At 62.4% G+C, this 16,090-nt stretch carries 14 protein-coding genes; 3 read left to right on the forward strand and 11 right to left on the reverse strand.

Annotation, left to right across the window (positions count from 1 at the left end; all coding sequences use genetic code 11):
* Window positions 1-285: 285 nt before the first annotated feature.
* Window positions 286-1,467, reverse strand: a complete 1,182-nt coding sequence (locus PMI26_RS06560) for an acetyl-CoA C-acyltransferase family protein (protein ID WP_007977993.1) — start codon at window positions 1,465-1,467, stop codon at window positions 286-288.
* Complete coding sequence (locus PMI26_RS06555; RefSeq protein WP_007977995.1) at window positions 1,464-2,246, reverse strand: enoyl-CoA hydratase-related protein; 783 nt, start codon at window positions 2,244-2,246, stop codon at window positions 1,464-1,466. Before PMI26_RS06555 ends, PMI26_RS06560 begins: the two co-directional genes overlap by 4 nt.
* A gap of 214 nt (window positions 2,247-2,460) precedes the next feature.
* Between PMI26_RS06555 and PMI26_RS06550 the strand changes: the two genes are divergently transcribed.
* The 3 genes from PMI26_RS06550 to PMI26_RS06540 are packed head-to-tail and all read left to right on the forward strand — an operon-like array spanning window position 2,461 to window position 5,930.
* A complete protein-coding gene (locus tag PMI26_RS06550) occupies window positions 2,461-3,567 on the forward strand; it encodes a polyamine ABC transporter substrate-binding protein (RefSeq protein WP_007977996.1) in 1,107 nt (368 codons plus the stop codon).
* A 39-nt stretch (window positions 3,568-3,606) separates the two neighbouring features.
* Window positions 3,607-5,025 (forward strand): aminotransferase, encoded by a 1,419-nt coding sequence (locus PMI26_RS06545; protein WP_007977998.1) that lies wholly within the window; start codon window positions 3,607-3,609, stop codon window positions 5,023-5,025.
* Window positions 5,022-5,930: a LuxR C-terminal-related transcriptional regulator gene (locus tag PMI26_RS06540; RefSeq protein ID WP_007978000.1), complete on the forward strand. Its 909-nt coding sequence runs from the start codon at window positions 5,022-5,024 to the stop codon at window positions 5,928-5,930. Before PMI26_RS06545 ends, PMI26_RS06540 begins: the two co-directional genes overlap by 4 nt.
* A gap of 253 nt (window positions 5,931-6,183) precedes the next feature.
* Here PMI26_RS06540 and paaZ read toward each other — a convergent pair whose 3' ends face one another.
* From paaZ to paaA, 9 genes are all read right to left on the reverse strand, one after another.
* On the reverse strand, window positions 6,184-8,241 hold the full coding sequence (gene paaZ, locus PMI26_RS06535; protein ID WP_007978001.1) for a phenylacetic acid degradation bifunctional protein PaaZ: 2,058 nt from the start codon (window positions 8,239-8,241) through the stop codon (window positions 6,184-6,186).
* 58 nt (window positions 8,242-8,299) lie between these two features.
* The gene (locus tag PMI26_RS06530; protein ID WP_007978003.1) at window positions 8,300-9,553 is read right to left on the reverse strand and encodes an OprD family porin; all 1,254 of its coding nucleotides are present in this window, start codon (window positions 9,551-9,553) and stop codon (window positions 8,300-8,302) included.
* Between the two features lie 22 nt (window positions 9,554-9,575).
* Window positions 9,576-11,222 (reverse strand): cation acetate symporter, encoded by a 1,647-nt coding sequence (locus PMI26_RS06525; protein ID WP_007978004.1) that lies wholly within the window; start codon window positions 11,220-11,222, stop codon window positions 9,576-9,578.
* A complete protein-coding gene (locus PMI26_RS06520; protein WP_007978006.1) occupies window positions 11,219-11,527 on the reverse strand; it encodes a DUF485 domain-containing protein in 309 nt (102 codons plus the stop codon). The genes PMI26_RS06525 and PMI26_RS06520 overlap by 4 nt, the downstream gene beginning before the upstream one ends.
* 177 nt (window positions 11,528-11,704) lie before the next feature.
* Entirely contained in the window at window positions 11,705-12,781 is a 1,077-nt protein-coding gene (gene paaE / locus PMI26_RS06515; protein ID WP_007978008.1) for a 1,2-phenylacetyl-CoA epoxidase subunit PaaE, read from the reverse strand.
* A gap of 34 nt (window positions 12,782-12,815) precedes the next feature.
* Window positions 12,816-13,349, reverse strand: a complete 534-nt coding sequence (gene paaD, locus PMI26_RS06510) for a 1,2-phenylacetyl-CoA epoxidase subunit PaaD (protein ID WP_007978010.1) — start codon at window positions 13,347-13,349, stop codon at window positions 12,816-12,818.
* Complete coding sequence (gene paaC / locus PMI26_RS06505) at window positions 13,336-14,097, reverse strand: 1,2-phenylacetyl-CoA epoxidase subunit PaaC (protein ID WP_007978011.1); 762 nt, start codon at window positions 14,095-14,097, stop codon at window positions 13,336-13,338. The genes paaD and paaC overlap by 14 nt, the downstream gene beginning before the upstream one ends.
* 8 nt (window positions 14,098-14,105) lie before the next feature.
* Window positions 14,106-14,387: a 1,2-phenylacetyl-CoA epoxidase subunit PaaB gene (gene paaB / locus PMI26_RS0129785; protein WP_007943393.1), complete on the reverse strand. Its 282-nt coding sequence runs from the start codon at window positions 14,385-14,387 to the stop codon at window positions 14,106-14,108.
* A gap of 135 nt (window positions 14,388-14,522) precedes the next feature.
* The gene (gene paaA, locus PMI26_RS06500; protein ID WP_007978015.1) at window positions 14,523-15,512 is read right to left on the reverse strand and encodes a 1,2-phenylacetyl-CoA epoxidase subunit PaaA; all 990 of its coding nucleotides are present in this window, start codon (window positions 15,510-15,512) and stop codon (window positions 14,523-14,525) included.
* Window positions 15,513-16,090 lie beyond the last annotated feature (578 nt).

The following is a 16,090-nucleotide window of genomic DNA, read 5'->3' on the forward strand; positions in this document are numbered from 1 at the left end:
CGTTAATTATGATGCCTGTAATATGACGTATGTAATATTTTGTGGCAAATGGTTTTTGCTGCCGGTCGTCAGGTGCTTTGTTCAGAGAGAAGGAGATTCTGTGTGCGCTAGAGAACCACTGTGGGAGCGAGCTTGCTCGCGATAGCGGTAGTCCAGTCAACAATGATGGTGCCTGACACGCCGCCATCGCGAGCAAGCTCGCTCCCACAGGGGATCGCGACTGGTTTACCGGAATGAAAAAGGCCGGTGATCTGCGCGATCACCGGCCTTTTTTGCGGCGATTGCTTAGACGCGTTCGAAAATCGCCGCAATCCCCTGGCCGCCACCGATGCACATGGTCACCAGCGCGTAACGGCCGCCGGTGCGGTGCAGTTCGTGGATGGCCTTGGTGGCGATGATCGCGCCGGTCGCGCCCACCGGGTGGCCCAGGGCGATGCCCGAGCCGTTCGGGTTTACCTTGGCCGGGTCGAGGTCCAGTTCCTGGCTGACGGCGCAGGCCTGGGCGGCGAAGGCGATGTTGGCTTCGATCACGTCCAGGTCGGCGACGGTCAGGCCGGCGCGCTTGAGCGCCAGGCGGGTGGCCGGGATCGGGCCCAGGCCCATGAATTCCGGTTCGACGCCGGCGTGGGCGTAGCTGACCAGGCGGGCCAGTGGCTTCAGGTTGTTGGCCTGGACCGCGTTGCCGCTGGCCATGACCAGCGCGGCGGCGCCGTCGTTCAGACCCGAGGCGTTGCCGGCGGTGACCGAGCCGTCCTTCTTGAACGCCGGCTTCATGGCTGCCAGCTGTTCCAGGGACGTGGCGCGCGGGTGTTCGTCGACGCTGAACAGTTTGACGCCTTTGCGATCCTGGATTTCCACGGTCGCGATCTGCTCGCTGAAGAAGCCGTTGGCAATCGCGTGTGCCGCGCGTTTCTGGTCTTCCAGGGCCAGGGCGTCCTGCATTTCGCGGGTGATGCCGTTGCGCGCGGCGACGTTTTCGGCGGTGATGCCCATGTGGATGCCATGGAAGGGGTCATGCAGGATGCCGAGCATGTAGTCGATGACCTGGGCGTTGCCCATGCGCGAACCCCAACGGGCCGAAGGCATCAGGTACGGACCGCGGCTCATGGATTCGGCACCGGCGCCGACGACGATGTCGGCATCGCCGAGCATCAGGGTCTGGGCGGCGTTGATGATCGCTTGCAGGCCCGAACCGCACAGGCGGTTGACGTTGTAGGCCGGGGTTTCCTTCGGGATGCCGGCGTTCATCGCGGCGACGCGGGAGATGTAGGCGTCGCGGGTTTCGGTCGGGATCACGTTGCCCATCACCAGATGGCCAACGAGCGCCGGGTCCACGGCGGCTCGTTCCAGGGCGGCTTTCACGGCCGTGGTCGCGAGGTCGGCCAGGGGCACGTCCTTGAGCGAACCGCCGAACGTACCGATGGCGGTACGGGCGGCGCTGACGACGTAGATTTCTGGAGTGTTCATGGCTGGTTTCCTTTCGGTGGATTCTTGTCTGTACTGCGATTGAGCAGGGCGTTCAAGGCGGTTTTCGCCTCGTCGGTATTCAGGCGCTGGATGAACAGCGTGTTTTCTTCGCGCAGGGTGGCTTCCAGTTCCGGCAACGTCGCCTGTTTCATCAACTGCCGGGACTGGCGCAAGGCCTCCTGGGGCAGGGCCAAAAAGCGCTGGGCGATTTTTCTGGCCGCTGCCAGGCATTGCTCGCCGTCGTCGAAGGCTTCGTTGGCGATGCCCCAGTTCACCGCGTCGTTGCCGTCCAGGCCGTTGCCCAGCAGGAGCAGGTTCGCGGCGCGGGCGTGGCCGAGTCGACGGGGCAGCAACAGGCTGGCACCGAATTCCGGGCACAGGCCGATGTTGACGAACGGCATGCGCAGCTTGGCGTTGCGGGTGACCAGCACCTGATCGCAATGCAGCAGCAAGGTGGTGCCGATGCCGATGGCTGCCCCGCAGACTGCCGCGATCAGCGGCTTTTGCAGGTGCGTGACGACTTTCATCAGGCGAAACGCCGGGGCGTCCAGATGCGTCGGCGGATGCTGGAGGAAATCCACCAGGTCATTGCCACTGGTGAAGCAGGTCGGGCCGCCGGTGAGGATGATCACGCCGGTCTGCGGGTCTTCGTCGGCGGCCAGTAACAGGTCGGCCAGTTGCGTGTACATGGCGTTGTTCAGCGCGTTGAGCTTGTCCGGGCGGTCGATGGTCAGCGTCAACACGCCGTCGCGTTGCTCGTGTTTGATCAATTCTGTCATCGCAGGCTCCGCAGGGTCGGTTCAGGCTGCCACTTTAAGCGTCGGACAAATCCCGATCTATGGCAAAACGGGTCAACTGCGCTGCCGCTTTTTGCCATGCCGGTGTGCCAAAAACGACACACACCCATTCGGGGTATGGTTCCGCCCGGCCAATCGACCAATAGTGGAGGCATCCGCTCATCCAGAGCCGAACTCGCTATAAGGTGCATTTGCTATGGGCAAGACACTGCTTAAGGTGATTTCCAGTCTGTTTGTTGTACCGCTGACCTTTCATGCCTACGCCGCACAAGGGGACGAGAGCAATACGCTGCGGCTGTACAACTGGGCGGATTACATCGGTGAAAAAACCATCGCCGACTTCGAAAAGGCCACCGGTATCAAGGTGGTCTACGACACCTTCGACTCTTATGAAACGGTACAGGCCAAGTTGCTCACCGGCCATTCCGGTTATGACCTGATCGTATTGAACGCGTCACTCGCGCCACCCCTGATCAAGGCCAAGGTGTTCCAGCCGCTGGACAAAAAACAGCTGCCGGGCTGGACCAACCTCGACCCGCAAGTCCTCGAGGATCTGCAAGGCTACGACCCCGGCACCCAGTACTCGGCGCCCTACACCTGGGGCAGCAACGGCGTGACCTACAACGTCGACAAGATCAAGGAACGCATGCCGGACGCGCCGATCGGTTCGCTGGCGATGATCTTCGATCCGAAGATCGTCTCGCGCTTCGCCGACTGTGGCGTGACCCTGCTCGATGCGCCGACCGAAGTCATCCCCATGGCCTTGACGTATCTGGGACGCGACCCGAGAAGCGCCGCGCCGGAGGATTTGAAGGCCGCCCAGGACTTGCTGTTGTCGGTGCGGCCCTACATCCGCAAATTCGACTCGGTCAATTACCTGACCAGCCTGCCCAACGGCGATGTGTGCATGGCCATGACCTGGTCCGGCGATTACGCCACGGCCATGGCCCGCGCGGCAGAAGCCAGGAAGCAGATCAACCTGGCGTACTTCATCCCCAAGGAAGGCTCGCTGATCTGGTTCGACAACCTGTACATCCCGGCCGATGCGACGCACGTCGCCAATGCGCACAAATTCCTGGAATACCTGATGCAGCCGCAGGTGATGGCGGATGTGAGTGACTACATCAATTACGCCAACAGTAACGCAGCGGCCACGCCCCTGTTGAACGCCGAAGTGCGCGACAACCCGGCGATCTACCCCGATGCACAGACCCGCAAGCGCCTGTTCCCGCAGAAGACCCAGGACGCCAAGGACATGCGGGCGATTACCCGGGTCTGGAGCACCGTGAAAAGCGGCATCTGATTTGTTCGATCGTGAGTCATTTCGGTTAGAGGTTTATTTATGGCGACGCCAACACGCAGCGTTTTCTCCCCAGCGGACGAGTCCCGGCTGGTCAAGGCCGACAAGGCCCATCACATGCACGGCTACCACATGTTCGACGAACACGCCGAACAAGGCTCGTTGAACATCGTTGCCGGCGATGGCGCCTACATCTACGACACCCAGGGCAACCGCTTTCTCGATGCGGTGGGCGGCATGTGGTGCACCAACATCGGCCTGGGCCGCGAGGAAATGGCCGAGGCCATCGCCGACCAGGTGCGCCAGCTGGCCTATTCGAATCCGTTTTCCGACATGTCGAACAACGTCGCCATCCAGCTGTGCGAAAAACTCGCCAGCCTGGCTCCCGGCGATCTCGACCATGTGTTCCTGACCACCGGCGGCTCCACCGCGGTGGACACTGCTTACCGGCTGATCCAGTACTACCAGAACTGCCGCGGCAAGCCGGAAAAGAAGCACGTCATCGCCCGGTTCAACGCCTATCACGGCTCCACCACCCTGACCATGTCGATCGGCAACAAGGCCGCCGACCGGGTGCCGGAGTTCGATTACGCCAACCCGCTGATCCACCACGTCTCCAACCCCAACCCGTACCGCGCGCCGGACGGCATGGACGAGGCACAGTTCCTCGAGTTCCTGGTCAAGGAGTTCGAAGACAAGATCCTGGCCATCGGCGCGGACAAGGTCGCCGCTTTCTTTGCCGAGCCGATCATGGGCTCGGGCGGAGTGATCATTCCGCCCCGGGGCTACCTCAAGCGCATGTGGGACGTCTGCCAGCGCTACGACATCCTGTTCGTCGCCGACGAGGTGGTGACCTCGTTCGGGCGCCTCGGCAAGTTCTTCGCTTCCCGGGATGTGTTCGACGTGCAGCCCGACATCATCACCACCGCCAAGGGCCTGACCTCGGCCTACCTGCCGCTGGGCGCGTGCATCTTTTCCGAGCGCATCTGGAAAGTCATCGCCGAGCCCGGCAAGGGCCGCTGCTTCACCCACGGCTTCACCTACAGCGGCCACCCGGTGTGCTGCACGGCGGCGCTGAAGAACATCGAAATCATCGAGCGGGAAAACCTGCTGGCCCATGTCGACACGGTGGGCGCTTATCTGGAAGAGCGCCTGGCCACCCTGCGCGACTTGCCGCTGGTGGGGGATGTGCGCTGCCAGAAACTCATGGCCTGCGTGGAGTTCGTCGCCGATAAACACACCAAGGCGCTGTTCCCCGACGAGATCAACATCGGCGAGAAGATCCACGTGCGGGCGCAGGCCCGGGGTTTGCTGGTGCGGCCGATCATGCACCTCAACGTGATGTCGCCACCGCTGATCCTGACGTTTGCCCAGGTCGATGAGATCGTCGAGACCTTGCGTACATGCATTCTCGAAGTGGCGGCCGAGCTTGAGCAGAGCGGCCAGTACTTCGGCCAATGAACTCGCTGAACAGGCTATTACCAAGGGCCTGTGCACCCGCTAGACTGCGGGGCATGAGCAAACCAGACGACGATACGCTGATCGCGATGCCCTTCGGGGCGTTGCACAAATGGCATGGGGGAATGCGCGAGGCATTCGCCCATGTCGATGAGCCGGACGCCCTGCAGTACCTGGCGTCAGCATTGGCGCAGCTGGTGTCCGTGGAGTCGATGATGATCAGCCTGGAGCGCAAGGACCGCGCACCACAGCTGCTGCATCAGCGCGGGATTGCCCAGGAGTATCAGGTCTCGATTCTTGAGCGCTATTTTTCCGGGGGCTATTTGCTCGACCCGTTCTGCCTGGCGGTGGAGCAGGGGTTGGCGCAAGGCTTCTATCACCTGGAGGAAATCGCCCCGGACAACTTCTTCGACAGTGACTATTACAAATCCTATTACCTGAAGGCGGGCTGTTCGGAAGACAGCTACTACATCGTCGATACCGGCAATGACACGAAGATTTCCGTCAGCCTCTATCAGGGTTTCGGCGGTGAATGCCTGAGCGACGCACAGTTGAACCTGCTGCGAGCCGTCGAACCGCTGGTGCGTGAATTCATCAGCGAATTCAGCCAGCGTGGACTGCTGCGCAGTGCCGGGATCGAGCGTGATGACGAGCAAGGCCTGCGCGACGATCTCAAGCATCGCGTGCAGGCGGCGTTCGAGAACTTCGGTTGTGAACTGCTCACCGAGCGCGAGCGGGAAGTGGCGCACATGGTGCTGCGCGGGCATTCGGTGAAGTCCACGGCCAGCCAGATGAACATCTCGCCGGAAACCGTACGCATGCACCGCAAGAACCTGTACCTGAAGCTGGCGGTGGGTTCGCAGTCGGAGTTGTTTGCGTTGTTTATCGAGTGGTTGCGCAAGCACTGACTTTTCAGATTTCCCAATAACCTGTGGGAGCGAGCTTGCTCGCGATGGCGATCTGTCAGGACCCTTGATGTTGACTGACACTCCGTCATCGCGAGCAAGCTCGCTCCCACAGTTGTAAATGGTTGACCTCAGATTTTTCGACCAACCCAGAACCCTGTGGGAGCGAGCCTGCTCGCGATAGCGATCTGTCAGGATCATTGATGTTGACTGACCCGCCGTCATCGCGAGCAGGCTCGCTCCTACAGGTGTTGCGTCAGTCTTCGCGTTTTACGACCAGGGTCAAAATGTCATAACTCGCCACCAGCTCACCCAACTGGTTGGTGACCTCCACATCCCACGCCACCACCCCTTGCGGAATCCCCTGCGGGCTCTTCTTGCCCTGGTCGATCTTGCGTTTGCAGGTCAGGCGCGCCTGGATGGTGTCGCCGATGCCCACCGGGTTGATGAAGCGCAGGGTGTCCAGGCCATAGTTGGCCAGCACCGGGCCGACGCCGGGGGATACGAATAATCCGGCTGCTGCCGACAGTACGAAGTAACCGTGGGCGATGCGCTTGCCGAATTGCGATTCCTTGGCCGCGATGTCGTCGAAGTGCATGTAGAAGTGGTCGCCCGACAGGCAGCCGAAGTTCACCAGGTCGGCTTCGGTGACGGTGCGGCGGTGAGTCAGCAGCGACTCGCCGATCTGCAGGTCCTGGAAATGGCGACGGAACGGATGCACGTCGGTTTCGACGACCTTGGCGCCGCGCACGTATTCGCCGGTGACCGCCGCCAGCATGGTGGGCGAACCTTGCACCGCCGCGCGTTGCAGGTAGTGTTTCACCGCGCGCAGGCCGCCGAGTTCTTCACCGCCGCCGGCGCGGCCCGGGCCGCCGTGCTTGAGTTGTGGCAGCGGTGAGCCGTGACCGGTGGATTCACCGGCGCAGTGGCGATCCAGCACCAGCAGGCGCCCGTGTAAGGCTGCCGCCACCGGAATCGCCTTGGCAGCGATCTGCGGATCCTTGGTCACCAGGCTGGCCACCAGGCTGCCTTTGCCGCGCGCGGCCAGGGCCAGGGCTTCGTCAAGATCGTCGTAGGCCATCAGGGTGCTGACCGGGCCGAACGCTTCGATGTCATGGGCACCGCCCTCGGCATGCGGGTCACGGGCCTGCAACAGGGTCGGGGCGAAGAACGCGCCTTTGTCGACATGTTCACCGCGCGGTTCGAAACCGTCGCGGGCGCCGAACAGCATGTCGCTGCTCTGCAACAGGGCTTCCAGGCGCTCGGCCACGTCCTTCTGCTGGTCGTGGGAAGCCAGTGCGCCCATGCGCACGCCTTCCACCGACGGGTCGCCGACCACCACTTTGGCCAGGCGATCACGCAGACGGGTAGCGACGGCGTCGATGTGTTTGGCCGGCACGATGGCGCGGCGGATGGCGGTGCATTTCTGCCCGGCCTTGGTGGTCATTTCCCGGGCGACTTCCTTGATGAACAGCTCGAACTCTTCGTCGTCCGGCGTCACGTCCGGGGCGAGGATCGCGCAGTTCAGCGAGTCGGCTTCGGCGGTGAACGGCACCGAGTTGCGGATCAGGTTCGGATTGACCCGCAGCTTGGCCGCCGTGTCGGCGGAACCGGTGAAGGTCACCACGTCTTGGCCCTGCAGGCGGTCGAGCAGGTCGCCGGTGCCGCCGATGATCAGTTGCAGGCTGCCCGCCGGAAGCAGGCCGGATTCATCCATCAGGCGCACCACGGCTTCGGTCAGGTAGCTGGTGGCGCTGGCCGGTTTGACGATGCACGGCATGCCGGCGAGGAAGCTCGGCGCGAACTTCTCCAGCATGCCCCAGATCGGGAAGTTGAAGGCATTGATGTGCACGGCCACGCCACCGCGCGGCACGAGGATGTGGGTACCGGCGAAGGTGCCCATTTTGCTCAGTTGCAGCGCCGGGCCTTCGTGGACGACGTTGCCCGACGGCAGTTCCCGCGAACCGAGGCTGGCGTAGGTGAACAGCGTGCTGTTGCCGCCCTCGATGTCGATCCAGCTGTCGGCACGGGTCGCGCCGCTGTGGTGGGAGATCGCGTAGAGCTGTTCCTTGCGCTCGCTCAGGTACAGGGCCAGGGCCTTGAGACGCTGGGCGCGCTGCTGGAAGTCCAGCGCCATCAAGCCGCTGATGCCCTGGCGACGGCCGTGCTCGATGGCTTCGGCGAAGTCCGGGCGTTCTTCATGGGTACGGAAGATTTCATGGCCGTCGATGGCGCTGCGCAGGATTTGTGCGCCGTGTTGGCCGATCCAGCGGCCGGCGATGAAGCTTTGCAGAGTTGCAGGTGAAGAGGACATCACGATTGCTCCAGGTGATGAAGGGTTGAAGCGCGGCCGCGACCGCGCCCTTTCGGAATTACCAAAGCGCCAGGGTGTAGCCGACGATCAAGCGGTTTTCATCGAGGTCGGTCGTCAAGCCGTTGCCGGAACGGAAGGTCACGTTGCGCCAGCGCAGGCTGACGTTCTTGAGCACACCGCTCTGGATGACGTAGCTGATATCGGTGTCGCGCTCCCATTCGCGACCGTTGTCGACGCTGCCCGCCTTGACGTGGCGGCCGTCGGTGTAGCGGGTCATGAAGGTCAGGCCGGGAATGCCTTGCGCCGCGAAGTCATAGTCGTAACGCAGCTGCCAGGAATCCTCCTCGGCGCGGGTAAAGGTGTTGAACGTCACCAGGTTGACCACGTAGGGGTCACCGCCGTTGAGGAACGGAAAGGCGCTGTCGCCGGACAGTTGCTGGTAGGCGGCACTGACCTTGTGGGCGCCGTGGGACACCGTGAACATGCTGTTGAAGTTGCGGTTGTCGATACGCCCGGCGCGTTCGGCACCGTCGCCCCGGCTGTCGAAGTAGCGCACATCGCTGCGCAGGTTGAAGCCGTTGCCCAGCGCTTGCGTATGCAGCAGTCCGGCAAATTGCTGGCGATAGATCTGGTCGAGCTTGCCGTAGTAGTAGCTCAGGTTCAGTTGTGGACTGAACGCGTAGCTGCCACCGCCGAAGTCGAAGTGATCGCTGGTGGCGGCGCCGTAGCCGATGTCATCGTTGCTGGAGGAGTCCCGCAGGTTGGCCTTGGTCAGGCGTCCGGCATTCACCGTCAGGCCGTCGATTTCCTGGCTGGTCAGCAAGCCACCTTCAAAGGTCGAACCCAGCAGGCGCGTGTCGTTGTAAGTCGCCACGGGCAACAAGGGCTGCAAGGTGCCGAGTTTCAACACGCTTTTGGATACTTTCAATTTGCCGGTCAGGCCCAGTTCGCTGTACTCGTCGTCGGGCTCATGGCTCTGCGGGCCAAACGGCAGCAGCCCGGTGCCACGGCGATCCGGGCTGGAGTCGAGCTTCAGCCCCAACTCTCCCAATGCGTCGAGACCGAAACCGAAGGTGCCGTCGGTGAATCCGGATTCGACACGCGCCGTGAAACCCTGGGCCCATTCCTCGGCCCTGGATTGCGGCGCGTTGTGCTGACGGAAGTCGCGGTTGATGTAGTAGTTGCGCATATCGATGCGGGCCTTGCTGTCGCCGATGAAGTCGGCCATGGCGCTGGGGGCGAACATGGGCAGGCTTAATGCGGCGGCCAGCGAAAACAGCGATTCACGAGGTGCGTTACGTGCGGGCTTCATTATTTTTATTCCCTGGCAATATTCAGTGTTTGCTGGCGCCGGTGGCACCGATGCCGGTCATCGAACGGATGAACTGCGCCAGATAACGACCGCGCTCAAGGGCTGCACGGGGCGAGGTGTCGGTGACGGAAAACAGCCATGCACTGAAGAACGCCAGGCTCATGGAAAACAGCGCCGGGTTGGAGTACGGGAACAGCGCTTTGTCGTGATGCATCACGTTGACCCACACCGCCGGGCTCAGCACCAGCAGGACAATCGCCGAGACCAGGCCGGACAGACTGCCGAGGACTGCGCCGCGGGTGGTCAGGCCTTTCCAGTACATCGAGAGGAACAGCACCGGGAAATTCACCGACGCGGCGATGGCCAGCACCAGGCCCGAGAGGAAGGCAATGTTCTGCGACTCGAACAGCAGGCCGAGGATGATCGCCAGCACACCGATGCACAGGGTGGCGATTCGCGATACGCGCATTTCCTGTTGTTCAGTGGCCTGGCCCTTGCGCATCACGCAGGCATACAGGTCATGGGACACCGCCGAGGCACCGGACAGTGCCAGCCCGGCAACCACCGCCAGAATGGTGGCGAAGGCGACCGCCGAGATGAAACCGAGGAACAGGTTGCCGCCTACCGCCTGGGCCAGGTGTACGGCGATCATGTTGCCGCCGCCGATGATCGCGCCACTGGCGTCGCGGAACGCCGGATCGGTGCCGACCATGACGATGGCGCCGAAGCCGACGATGATCAGCAGCAAGTAGAAGTAGCCGATGAAACCGGTGGCGTAGAACACGCTTTTACGCGCTTCCTTGGCATCGCTGACGGTGAAGAAACGCATCAGGATATGCGGCAGGCCGGCGGTGCCGAACATCATGCCCAGCCCTAAGGAAATCGCATCGACCGGGTTGGACAGCAAGCCGCCGGGGGCCATGATCGCGTTGCCTTTGGCATGTACGGCGGTGGCGCCGGCAAACATGGCCTCGGTGCTGAAGCCGAAGTGCTTGAGCACCATGAACGCCATGAAGCTGGTGCCGAACAACAGCATCACCGCCTTGATGATCTGCACCCAGGTGGTGGCGAGCATGCCGCCGAAGGTGACGTAGAACACCATCAGCACGCCGACCAGCATCACCGCATAGAGGTAGTCGATGCCGAACAGCAACTCGATCAGCTTGCCGGCGCCGACCATCTGCGCCACCAGGTACATCAGCGCCACGGTCAGGGTGCCGAAGGCCGAGGTCAGGCGCACCGGGGTCTGTTCCAGGCGATAGGACACCACGTCGGCAAAGGTGTATTTGCCCAGGTTGCGCAGGCGTTCGGCAATCAGGAACAGGATGATCGGCCAGCCGGCCAGCACGCCCAATGCGTAAAGCAGACCGTCGTAGCCATTGAGGAACATCATCGCGGAAATGCCGAGGAACGAGGCGGCCGAGATCATGTCGCCGGCAATCGCCAGGCCGTTCTGGAAACCGGTCATGCCGCCGCCGGCGGTGTAGAAGTCGGCGGCGGAGCGGGTGCGAAGCGCCGCCCAGCGCGTCACACCGAGGGTGAACAGGACGAACACCAGGAACATGCCGATGGCGTTCCAGTTCAGCGGGCGGGAGACGCCATCGGCAGCCACCGCGATATCAGTGACCACCGCCAGCGGCAGCAGGAACAAGGCGAGAAGGCGGCTCATCGGGCGCACTCCTGCTTGAGTTTTTCATTCAAAGGATCGATCACGTTGTTGGCGCGATAGACATAGAAACCGGTCAGCGCAAAGGCCAGCCCGACGATCACGACACCCACCAGCATGCCCACGGTGGTCACGCCGCCGCTCAGGGATTGGCCGAGGGTAGAAGGGGAGAAAGCCACCAGCAGCACGAAGCCGTAATAGATCACCAGCATGGCCAGGCTCAGTGACCAGTACAGCTTCTGTTTGCGACGAACCAGCTGGATGAAATCCGGGTGCTGGCGGATGAGTTCTATTTCCTGGGGTGTCATGACGCGCGCTCCTTTGTTGTTTTTGTTTTGGGTGGTGAAGCAAGTACGGCGTGACCTCTGTAGGAGCGAGCCTGCTCGCGATGAACCTGAGATCGCCGCGGGGTATCAGGCAACCCGCGTCATCGTTCACGACCATCGCGAGCAAGCTCGCTCCTACAGGGGGGCGGTGCGGGCCGATCAGAGCTGATCGAAATCCAGCACCACCTTGTCGCTGATCGGGAACGCCTGGCACGACAGCACATAGCCGGCGGCCACTTCGTAGTCTTCCAGGGCGTGGTTGCTGTCCATTTCCACTTCGCCTTCGATGACCTTGCACTTGCAGGTCGAGCACACGCCGGCCTTGCACGAGTAGGGCAATTCCGCACCTTGCTCGTTACCGGCGTCGAGGATGCTCTGGCTGTTGCGCGGCAGGTCGAAGGCCAGGGCGCGGCCGTCGCTGATCACGGTGATCTGGCTGACCGCCGCGTCCACTTGACGGGCGGCTTCGCGGGCCGCACGTTTTTGCTCACTGCCGGCGGCGGCAAACAGTTCGAAATGGATGCGCTCGGCTGGCATGCCCTCGGCCTTGAGGCTGTCGCGCACGGTCTCGGTCATTTCCTGCGGGCCGCAGATAAACGCCGCATCGAGCGCCTTGACGTCGAGCCAGCGGGTGAACAGCTGCTCGCACTTCTCGGCGTTGATCCGGCCGTTGTACAGGTCGACGTCCTGCTGCTCGCGGCTGAACACGAAGATCAGGTTCAGGCGTTGCAAATAGCGGTTCTTCAGGTCTTCCAGTTGCTCACGGAACAGCGCGCCGGAGCTGGAGCGGTTGCCGTACAGCAGGGTCACGCGGCTGTGGGGTTCGGTTTCCAGGGTGGTCTTGATGATCGACAGGATCGGCGTGATCCCGCTGCCCGCGGCCACGGCCAGGTAATTGCCGTGGCGAGCCGGGTCGAGCTCGACGCAGAAATGCCCGGCAGGCGGCATCACTTCCAGGGTGTGCCCGGCCTTGAGCTGTTCGTTGGCAAACGCCGAAAAGCGTCCACCGGCCACACGCTTGACCGCGATACGCAGTTCACCGTCGTTGACCCCGGTGCAGATCGAATAGGAGCGGCGTACTTCTTCGCCGTCCAGTTGGGTGCGCATCACCAGGTGCTGGCCCTGGGTGAAATGAAAGCTGTCTTGCAGGTGCTGCGGAATCTCGAAGGCGATGGACACCGCGTCACGGGTCTCGGCGCGCACGTCCTTGATGGTCAGGCTGTGAAATTTGCTCATTGTTGTTCTCCAGCTGGGACGGCCGATTCGCCGCTCAGATGCACTTGAAATAGTCGAACGGTTCCCGGCAATCGACGCAGCGGTACAGCGCCTTGCAGGCGGTGGAGCCGAACTCGCTGAGGACCTCGGTGTGGGCGCTGCCGCATTGCGGGCACATAACCTGCGGGCTTTCGCCGAGCAGGCTGCGCTTGCTGGTGCTGCCCTCGGGCGGTGCGATGCCGTAGGCGCGCAGGCGTTCACGGCCGCTGGCGCTGATCCAGTCGGTGGTCCAGGCCGGAGTCAATTTGCGCTCAAGCTGCGGCGCCTTGAACCCGGCGAGTTCCAGGGCTTCACGGATATCGCTCTCGATCACTTCGGTGGCCGGGCAGCCGGAGTAGGTCGGCGTGACCACCACGTGAAGGTGGCCGGCCTGCCAGTCCAGGTCGCGGACGATGCCCAGGTCAACCACGCTGACCACCGGCACTTCCGGGTCCATGACCTCAGCCAGAATCGCCCACGCGGCGGCCAGGTCGGTCGGCCCCGCCGGCCGGGCGCCAAGGTCGCTGGCGATCAGCTCACCAGGTTGCATCGGGGTACGCTCGTGGCAGGCACTGCATCTCGGCCAGCAGGATGCCCAGGTGTTCGCTGTGCAGGCCCTTGCGGGCATTCAGGTAGAAATAGCTAGGCGCGGCGGGAACGGGCAGTGTGGCGCTGGCGAAGATCTGCTCGACTTTGGCTTGCCACTGGGCGGCCACGCTGGCGATGTCCGGGGTGATGCCGGCGTCGCACAGGCGCTGCTCGCTGTCATCGGCGGCGATCAGTTCGACGGTGAAACGCCAGACTTCAGGGATGGCCGCGAGCATGCGCTTGTGGCTTTCCTCGGTGCCGTCGCCCAGACGCTCGATCCACTCGCCGGAGCGGCGCAGGTGATAGGTCACTTCCTTCACCGCCTTGGCGGCGATCCCGGCGACGCGTTCGTCGCTGGACTGGCTCAGGCCCTGCAGCACCGGCAAGTGCCAGGCGTCGTAGAGGAACTGCTTGAGCATGGTCACCGCGAAGTCGCCGTTGGGTTGTTCCACCAGCAGCAGATTACGGTAAGCGCGCTCGTCACGACGGAACGCCAGGTGATCGGCGTCACGGCCGTCGTCCAGCAGTTCGGCGGCGTATTCCAGCCAGTTGCGCGCCTGGCCTACCAGGTCGAGGCCGACGTTCATCAGTGCCAGCTCTTCTTCCAGTGCCGGTGCCTTGCCGCACCACTGGCACAGGCGCTGGCCCTGGATCAGGGCGCTGTCGCCGAGGCGCAGCAGGTATTCGATCAGATCAGTCTTGTTGTCCATGGTCGACCTCACATGTGCCCGACTTCGGCCGGCAGCTCGTAGAAGCTGGCGTGGCGGTAGACCTTGTCGTCCGACGGGTCGAACAGCGGGTCTTTTTCATCCGGCGACGAGGCGGTGATCAATGCCGAAGGCACCACCCACAGGCTCACGCCTTCGCTGCGACGGGTGTAGAGCTCGCGCGCGTTTTCGATGGCCATGGTGGTGTCGGCGGCATGCACGCTGCCGACGTGCTTGTGGTTCAGGCCGTGCTTGCTGCGCACGAAGACTTCGAAGAGGGTCCACTCGGACATTTCAGTTACTCCACATAGAGGCTCTGTAGGAGCGAGCTTGCTCGCGATGTACCCGTGAGCACCGCGGGGTGTCAGGCAACCAACGTTAACGTTGACGACCATCGCGAGCGAGCTCCTACAGGGGGTACGGTTGTCTTAGGCGGCGTTCTTGTTTTGTTTTTTGCGGGCGTGGGCGACGGCGGCTTCGCGAACCCAGGCACCGTCTTCGATCGCCTTGCGGCGGGCGGCGACGCGTTCCTGGTTGCACGGGCCGTTGCCCTTGAGCACTTCGTAGAATTCGTTCCACTGGATTTCGCCGAAGTCGTAGTGGCCGCGCTCGGCGTTCCACTTCAGGTCCGGGTCGGGGCAGGTGCAGCCCAGCAGTTCCAGCTGCGGGATGGTCTGGTCGATGAAGCGCTGGCGCAGTTCGTCGTTGCTCTGGCGCTTGATCTTCCAGGCCATGGATTGCGCGCTGTTCGGCGAATGTTCATCGCTCGGGCCAAACATCATCAGCGACGGCCACCACAGGCGGTTGATCGCGTCCTGGACCATGTCTTTTTGCGCCTGGTTACCGTGGCGCATCATGGTCAGGAGGATTTCGTAGCCCTGGCGCTGGTGGAAGCTCTCTTCCTTGCAGATGCGGATCATCGCCCGGGAGTACGGGCCGTAGGAGGTGCGCTGCAGCACCACCTGGTTGACGATCGCCGCGCCATCCACCAGCCAGCCCACCGCGCCCATGTCGGCCCAGTTCAGCGTCGGGTAATTGAAGATGCTCGAGTACTTGGCCTTGCCGCTGTGCAGTTTGGCGATCTCTTCATCACGGTCGGCGCCGAGGGTTTCCATGGCGCTGTACAGGTACAGGCCGTGGCCGGCTTCGTCCTGGATCTTGGCCATCAGTTGCAGTTTGCGTTTGAGCGACGGCGCGCGGGTGACCCAGTTGCCTTCGGGCAGCATGCCGACGATTTCGGAGTGGGCGTGCTGGGAGATCTGCCGGATCAGGGTCTGGCGGTAGGCATCTGGCATCCAGTTCTTGGCTTCGATCTTGATTTCTGAATCGATTTTTTCCTGGAAGGCGCGTTCCTGTTCGGACATTTCCGAGAGGTCCTTGATGCGCTTTACGCCTGTTTCTACGAGCTGTGCGTACATTTTTGAGTTCCCGCCTTGAATCTGTTCTGGGGCATGGGGACTTTATAAGCGATACAGAATTTAATATCAAACACAAAATGACGTGTCGTATTTGTTTTTTGTATCGCTTTGGGGAGGGGTGTTCTTTGAGGGGGTGTGCATATCCGTTTCTGCGGTAGCGGCGGCTGGCGGTTTCGCCCTTACGGCGAGTCCCTTTTGTCAAACGACACAAAAGGAACCAAAAAGTCTCGCTGGTATGACTCACCCACTCAGCCTTCCGAGGGGGCGGGTGGATCAAGATCAAGAGCGGCAGGCGAGCTAACGCTCGGCCTGTTGAGTGGTGAAGAGCGTCTGTGTATGCCGCTCTGTCTTTGCTTTTCTGTGGGAGCGAGCTTGCTCGCGATGGCGGCCCGACAGCCGACTGAAATTTTGTGGATGTATCACCTCCAAAAGATCGCAGCCTCGTTGCACTCGACAGCTCCTACAGGGGAATGCGCTTGCATCAGAACCAGGCCGGCCGGTAGGCCGCCTCGGACGCTGTTGCGGTGTACGCCCCCTCGTGAGGCCGAGTGGAGGTTCTGCGCAGTGGGCAACCCGGC

It is taken from the genome of Pseudomonas sp. GM33 (assembly GCF_000282295.1).
In the GTDB taxonomy this organism is placed as follows: Bacteria; Pseudomonadota; Gammaproteobacteria; order Pseudomonadales; family Pseudomonadaceae; genus Aquipseudomonas; species Aquipseudomonas laurylsulfatiphila.

What these genes read in the sequence shown, in the direction of transcription:
- PMI26_RS06540 (WP_007978000.1), top strand. Translation starts at nt 5,022, where the DNA reads ATGAACTCGCTGAACAGGCTATTACCAAGGGCCTGTGCACCCGCTAGA.
- PMI26_RS06530 (WP_007978003.1), bottom strand. Translation starts at nt 9,553, where the DNA reads ATGAAGCCCGCACGTAACGCACCTCGTGAATCGCTGTTTTCGCTGGCC.
- paaC (WP_007978011.1), bottom strand. Translation starts at nt 14,097, where the DNA reads ATGGACAACAAGACTGATCTGATCGAATACCTGCTGCGCCTCGGCGAC.
- paaD (WP_007978010.1), bottom strand. Translation starts at nt 13,349, where the DNA reads ATGCAACCTGGTGAGCTGATCGCCAGCGACCTTGGCGCCCGGCCGGCG.
- paaZ (WP_007978001.1), bottom strand. Translation starts at nt 8,241, where the DNA reads ATGTCCTCTTCACCTGCAACTCTGCAAAGCTTCATCGCCGGCCGCTGG.
- PMI26_RS06545 (WP_007977998.1), top strand. Translation starts at nt 3,607, where the DNA reads ATGGCGACGCCAACACGCAGCGTTTTCTCCCCAGCGGACGAGTCCCGG.
- paaE (WP_007978008.1), bottom strand. Translation starts at nt 12,781, where the DNA reads ATGAGCAAATTTCACAGCCTGACCATCAAGGACGTGCGCGCCGAGACC.
- PMI26_RS06525 (WP_007978004.1), bottom strand. Translation starts at nt 11,222, where the DNA reads ATGAGCCGCCTTCTCGCCTTGTTCCTGCTGCCGCTGGCGGTGGTCACT.
- paaA (WP_007978015.1), bottom strand. Translation starts at nt 15,512, where the DNA reads ATGTACGCACAGCTCGTAGAAACAGGCGTAAAGCGCATCAAGGACCTC.
- PMI26_RS06555 (WP_007977995.1), bottom strand. Translation starts at nt 2,246, where the DNA reads ATGACAGAATTGATCAAACACGAGCAACGCGACGGCGTGTTGACGCTG.
- paaB (WP_007943393.1), bottom strand. Translation starts at nt 14,387, where the DNA reads ATGTCCGAGTGGACCCTCTTCGAAGTCTTCGTGCGCAGCAAGCACGGC.
- PMI26_RS06550 (WP_007977996.1), top strand. Translation starts at nt 2,461, where the DNA reads ATGGGCAAGACACTGCTTAAGGTGATTTCCAGTCTGTTTGTTGTACCG.
- PMI26_RS06560 (WP_007977993.1), bottom strand. Translation starts at nt 1,467, where the DNA reads ATGAACACTCCAGAAATCTACGTCGTCAGCGCCGCCCGTACCGCCATC.
- PMI26_RS06520 (WP_007978006.1), bottom strand. Translation starts at nt 11,527, where the DNA reads ATGACACCCCAGGAAATAGAACTCATCCGCCAGCACCCGGATTTCATC.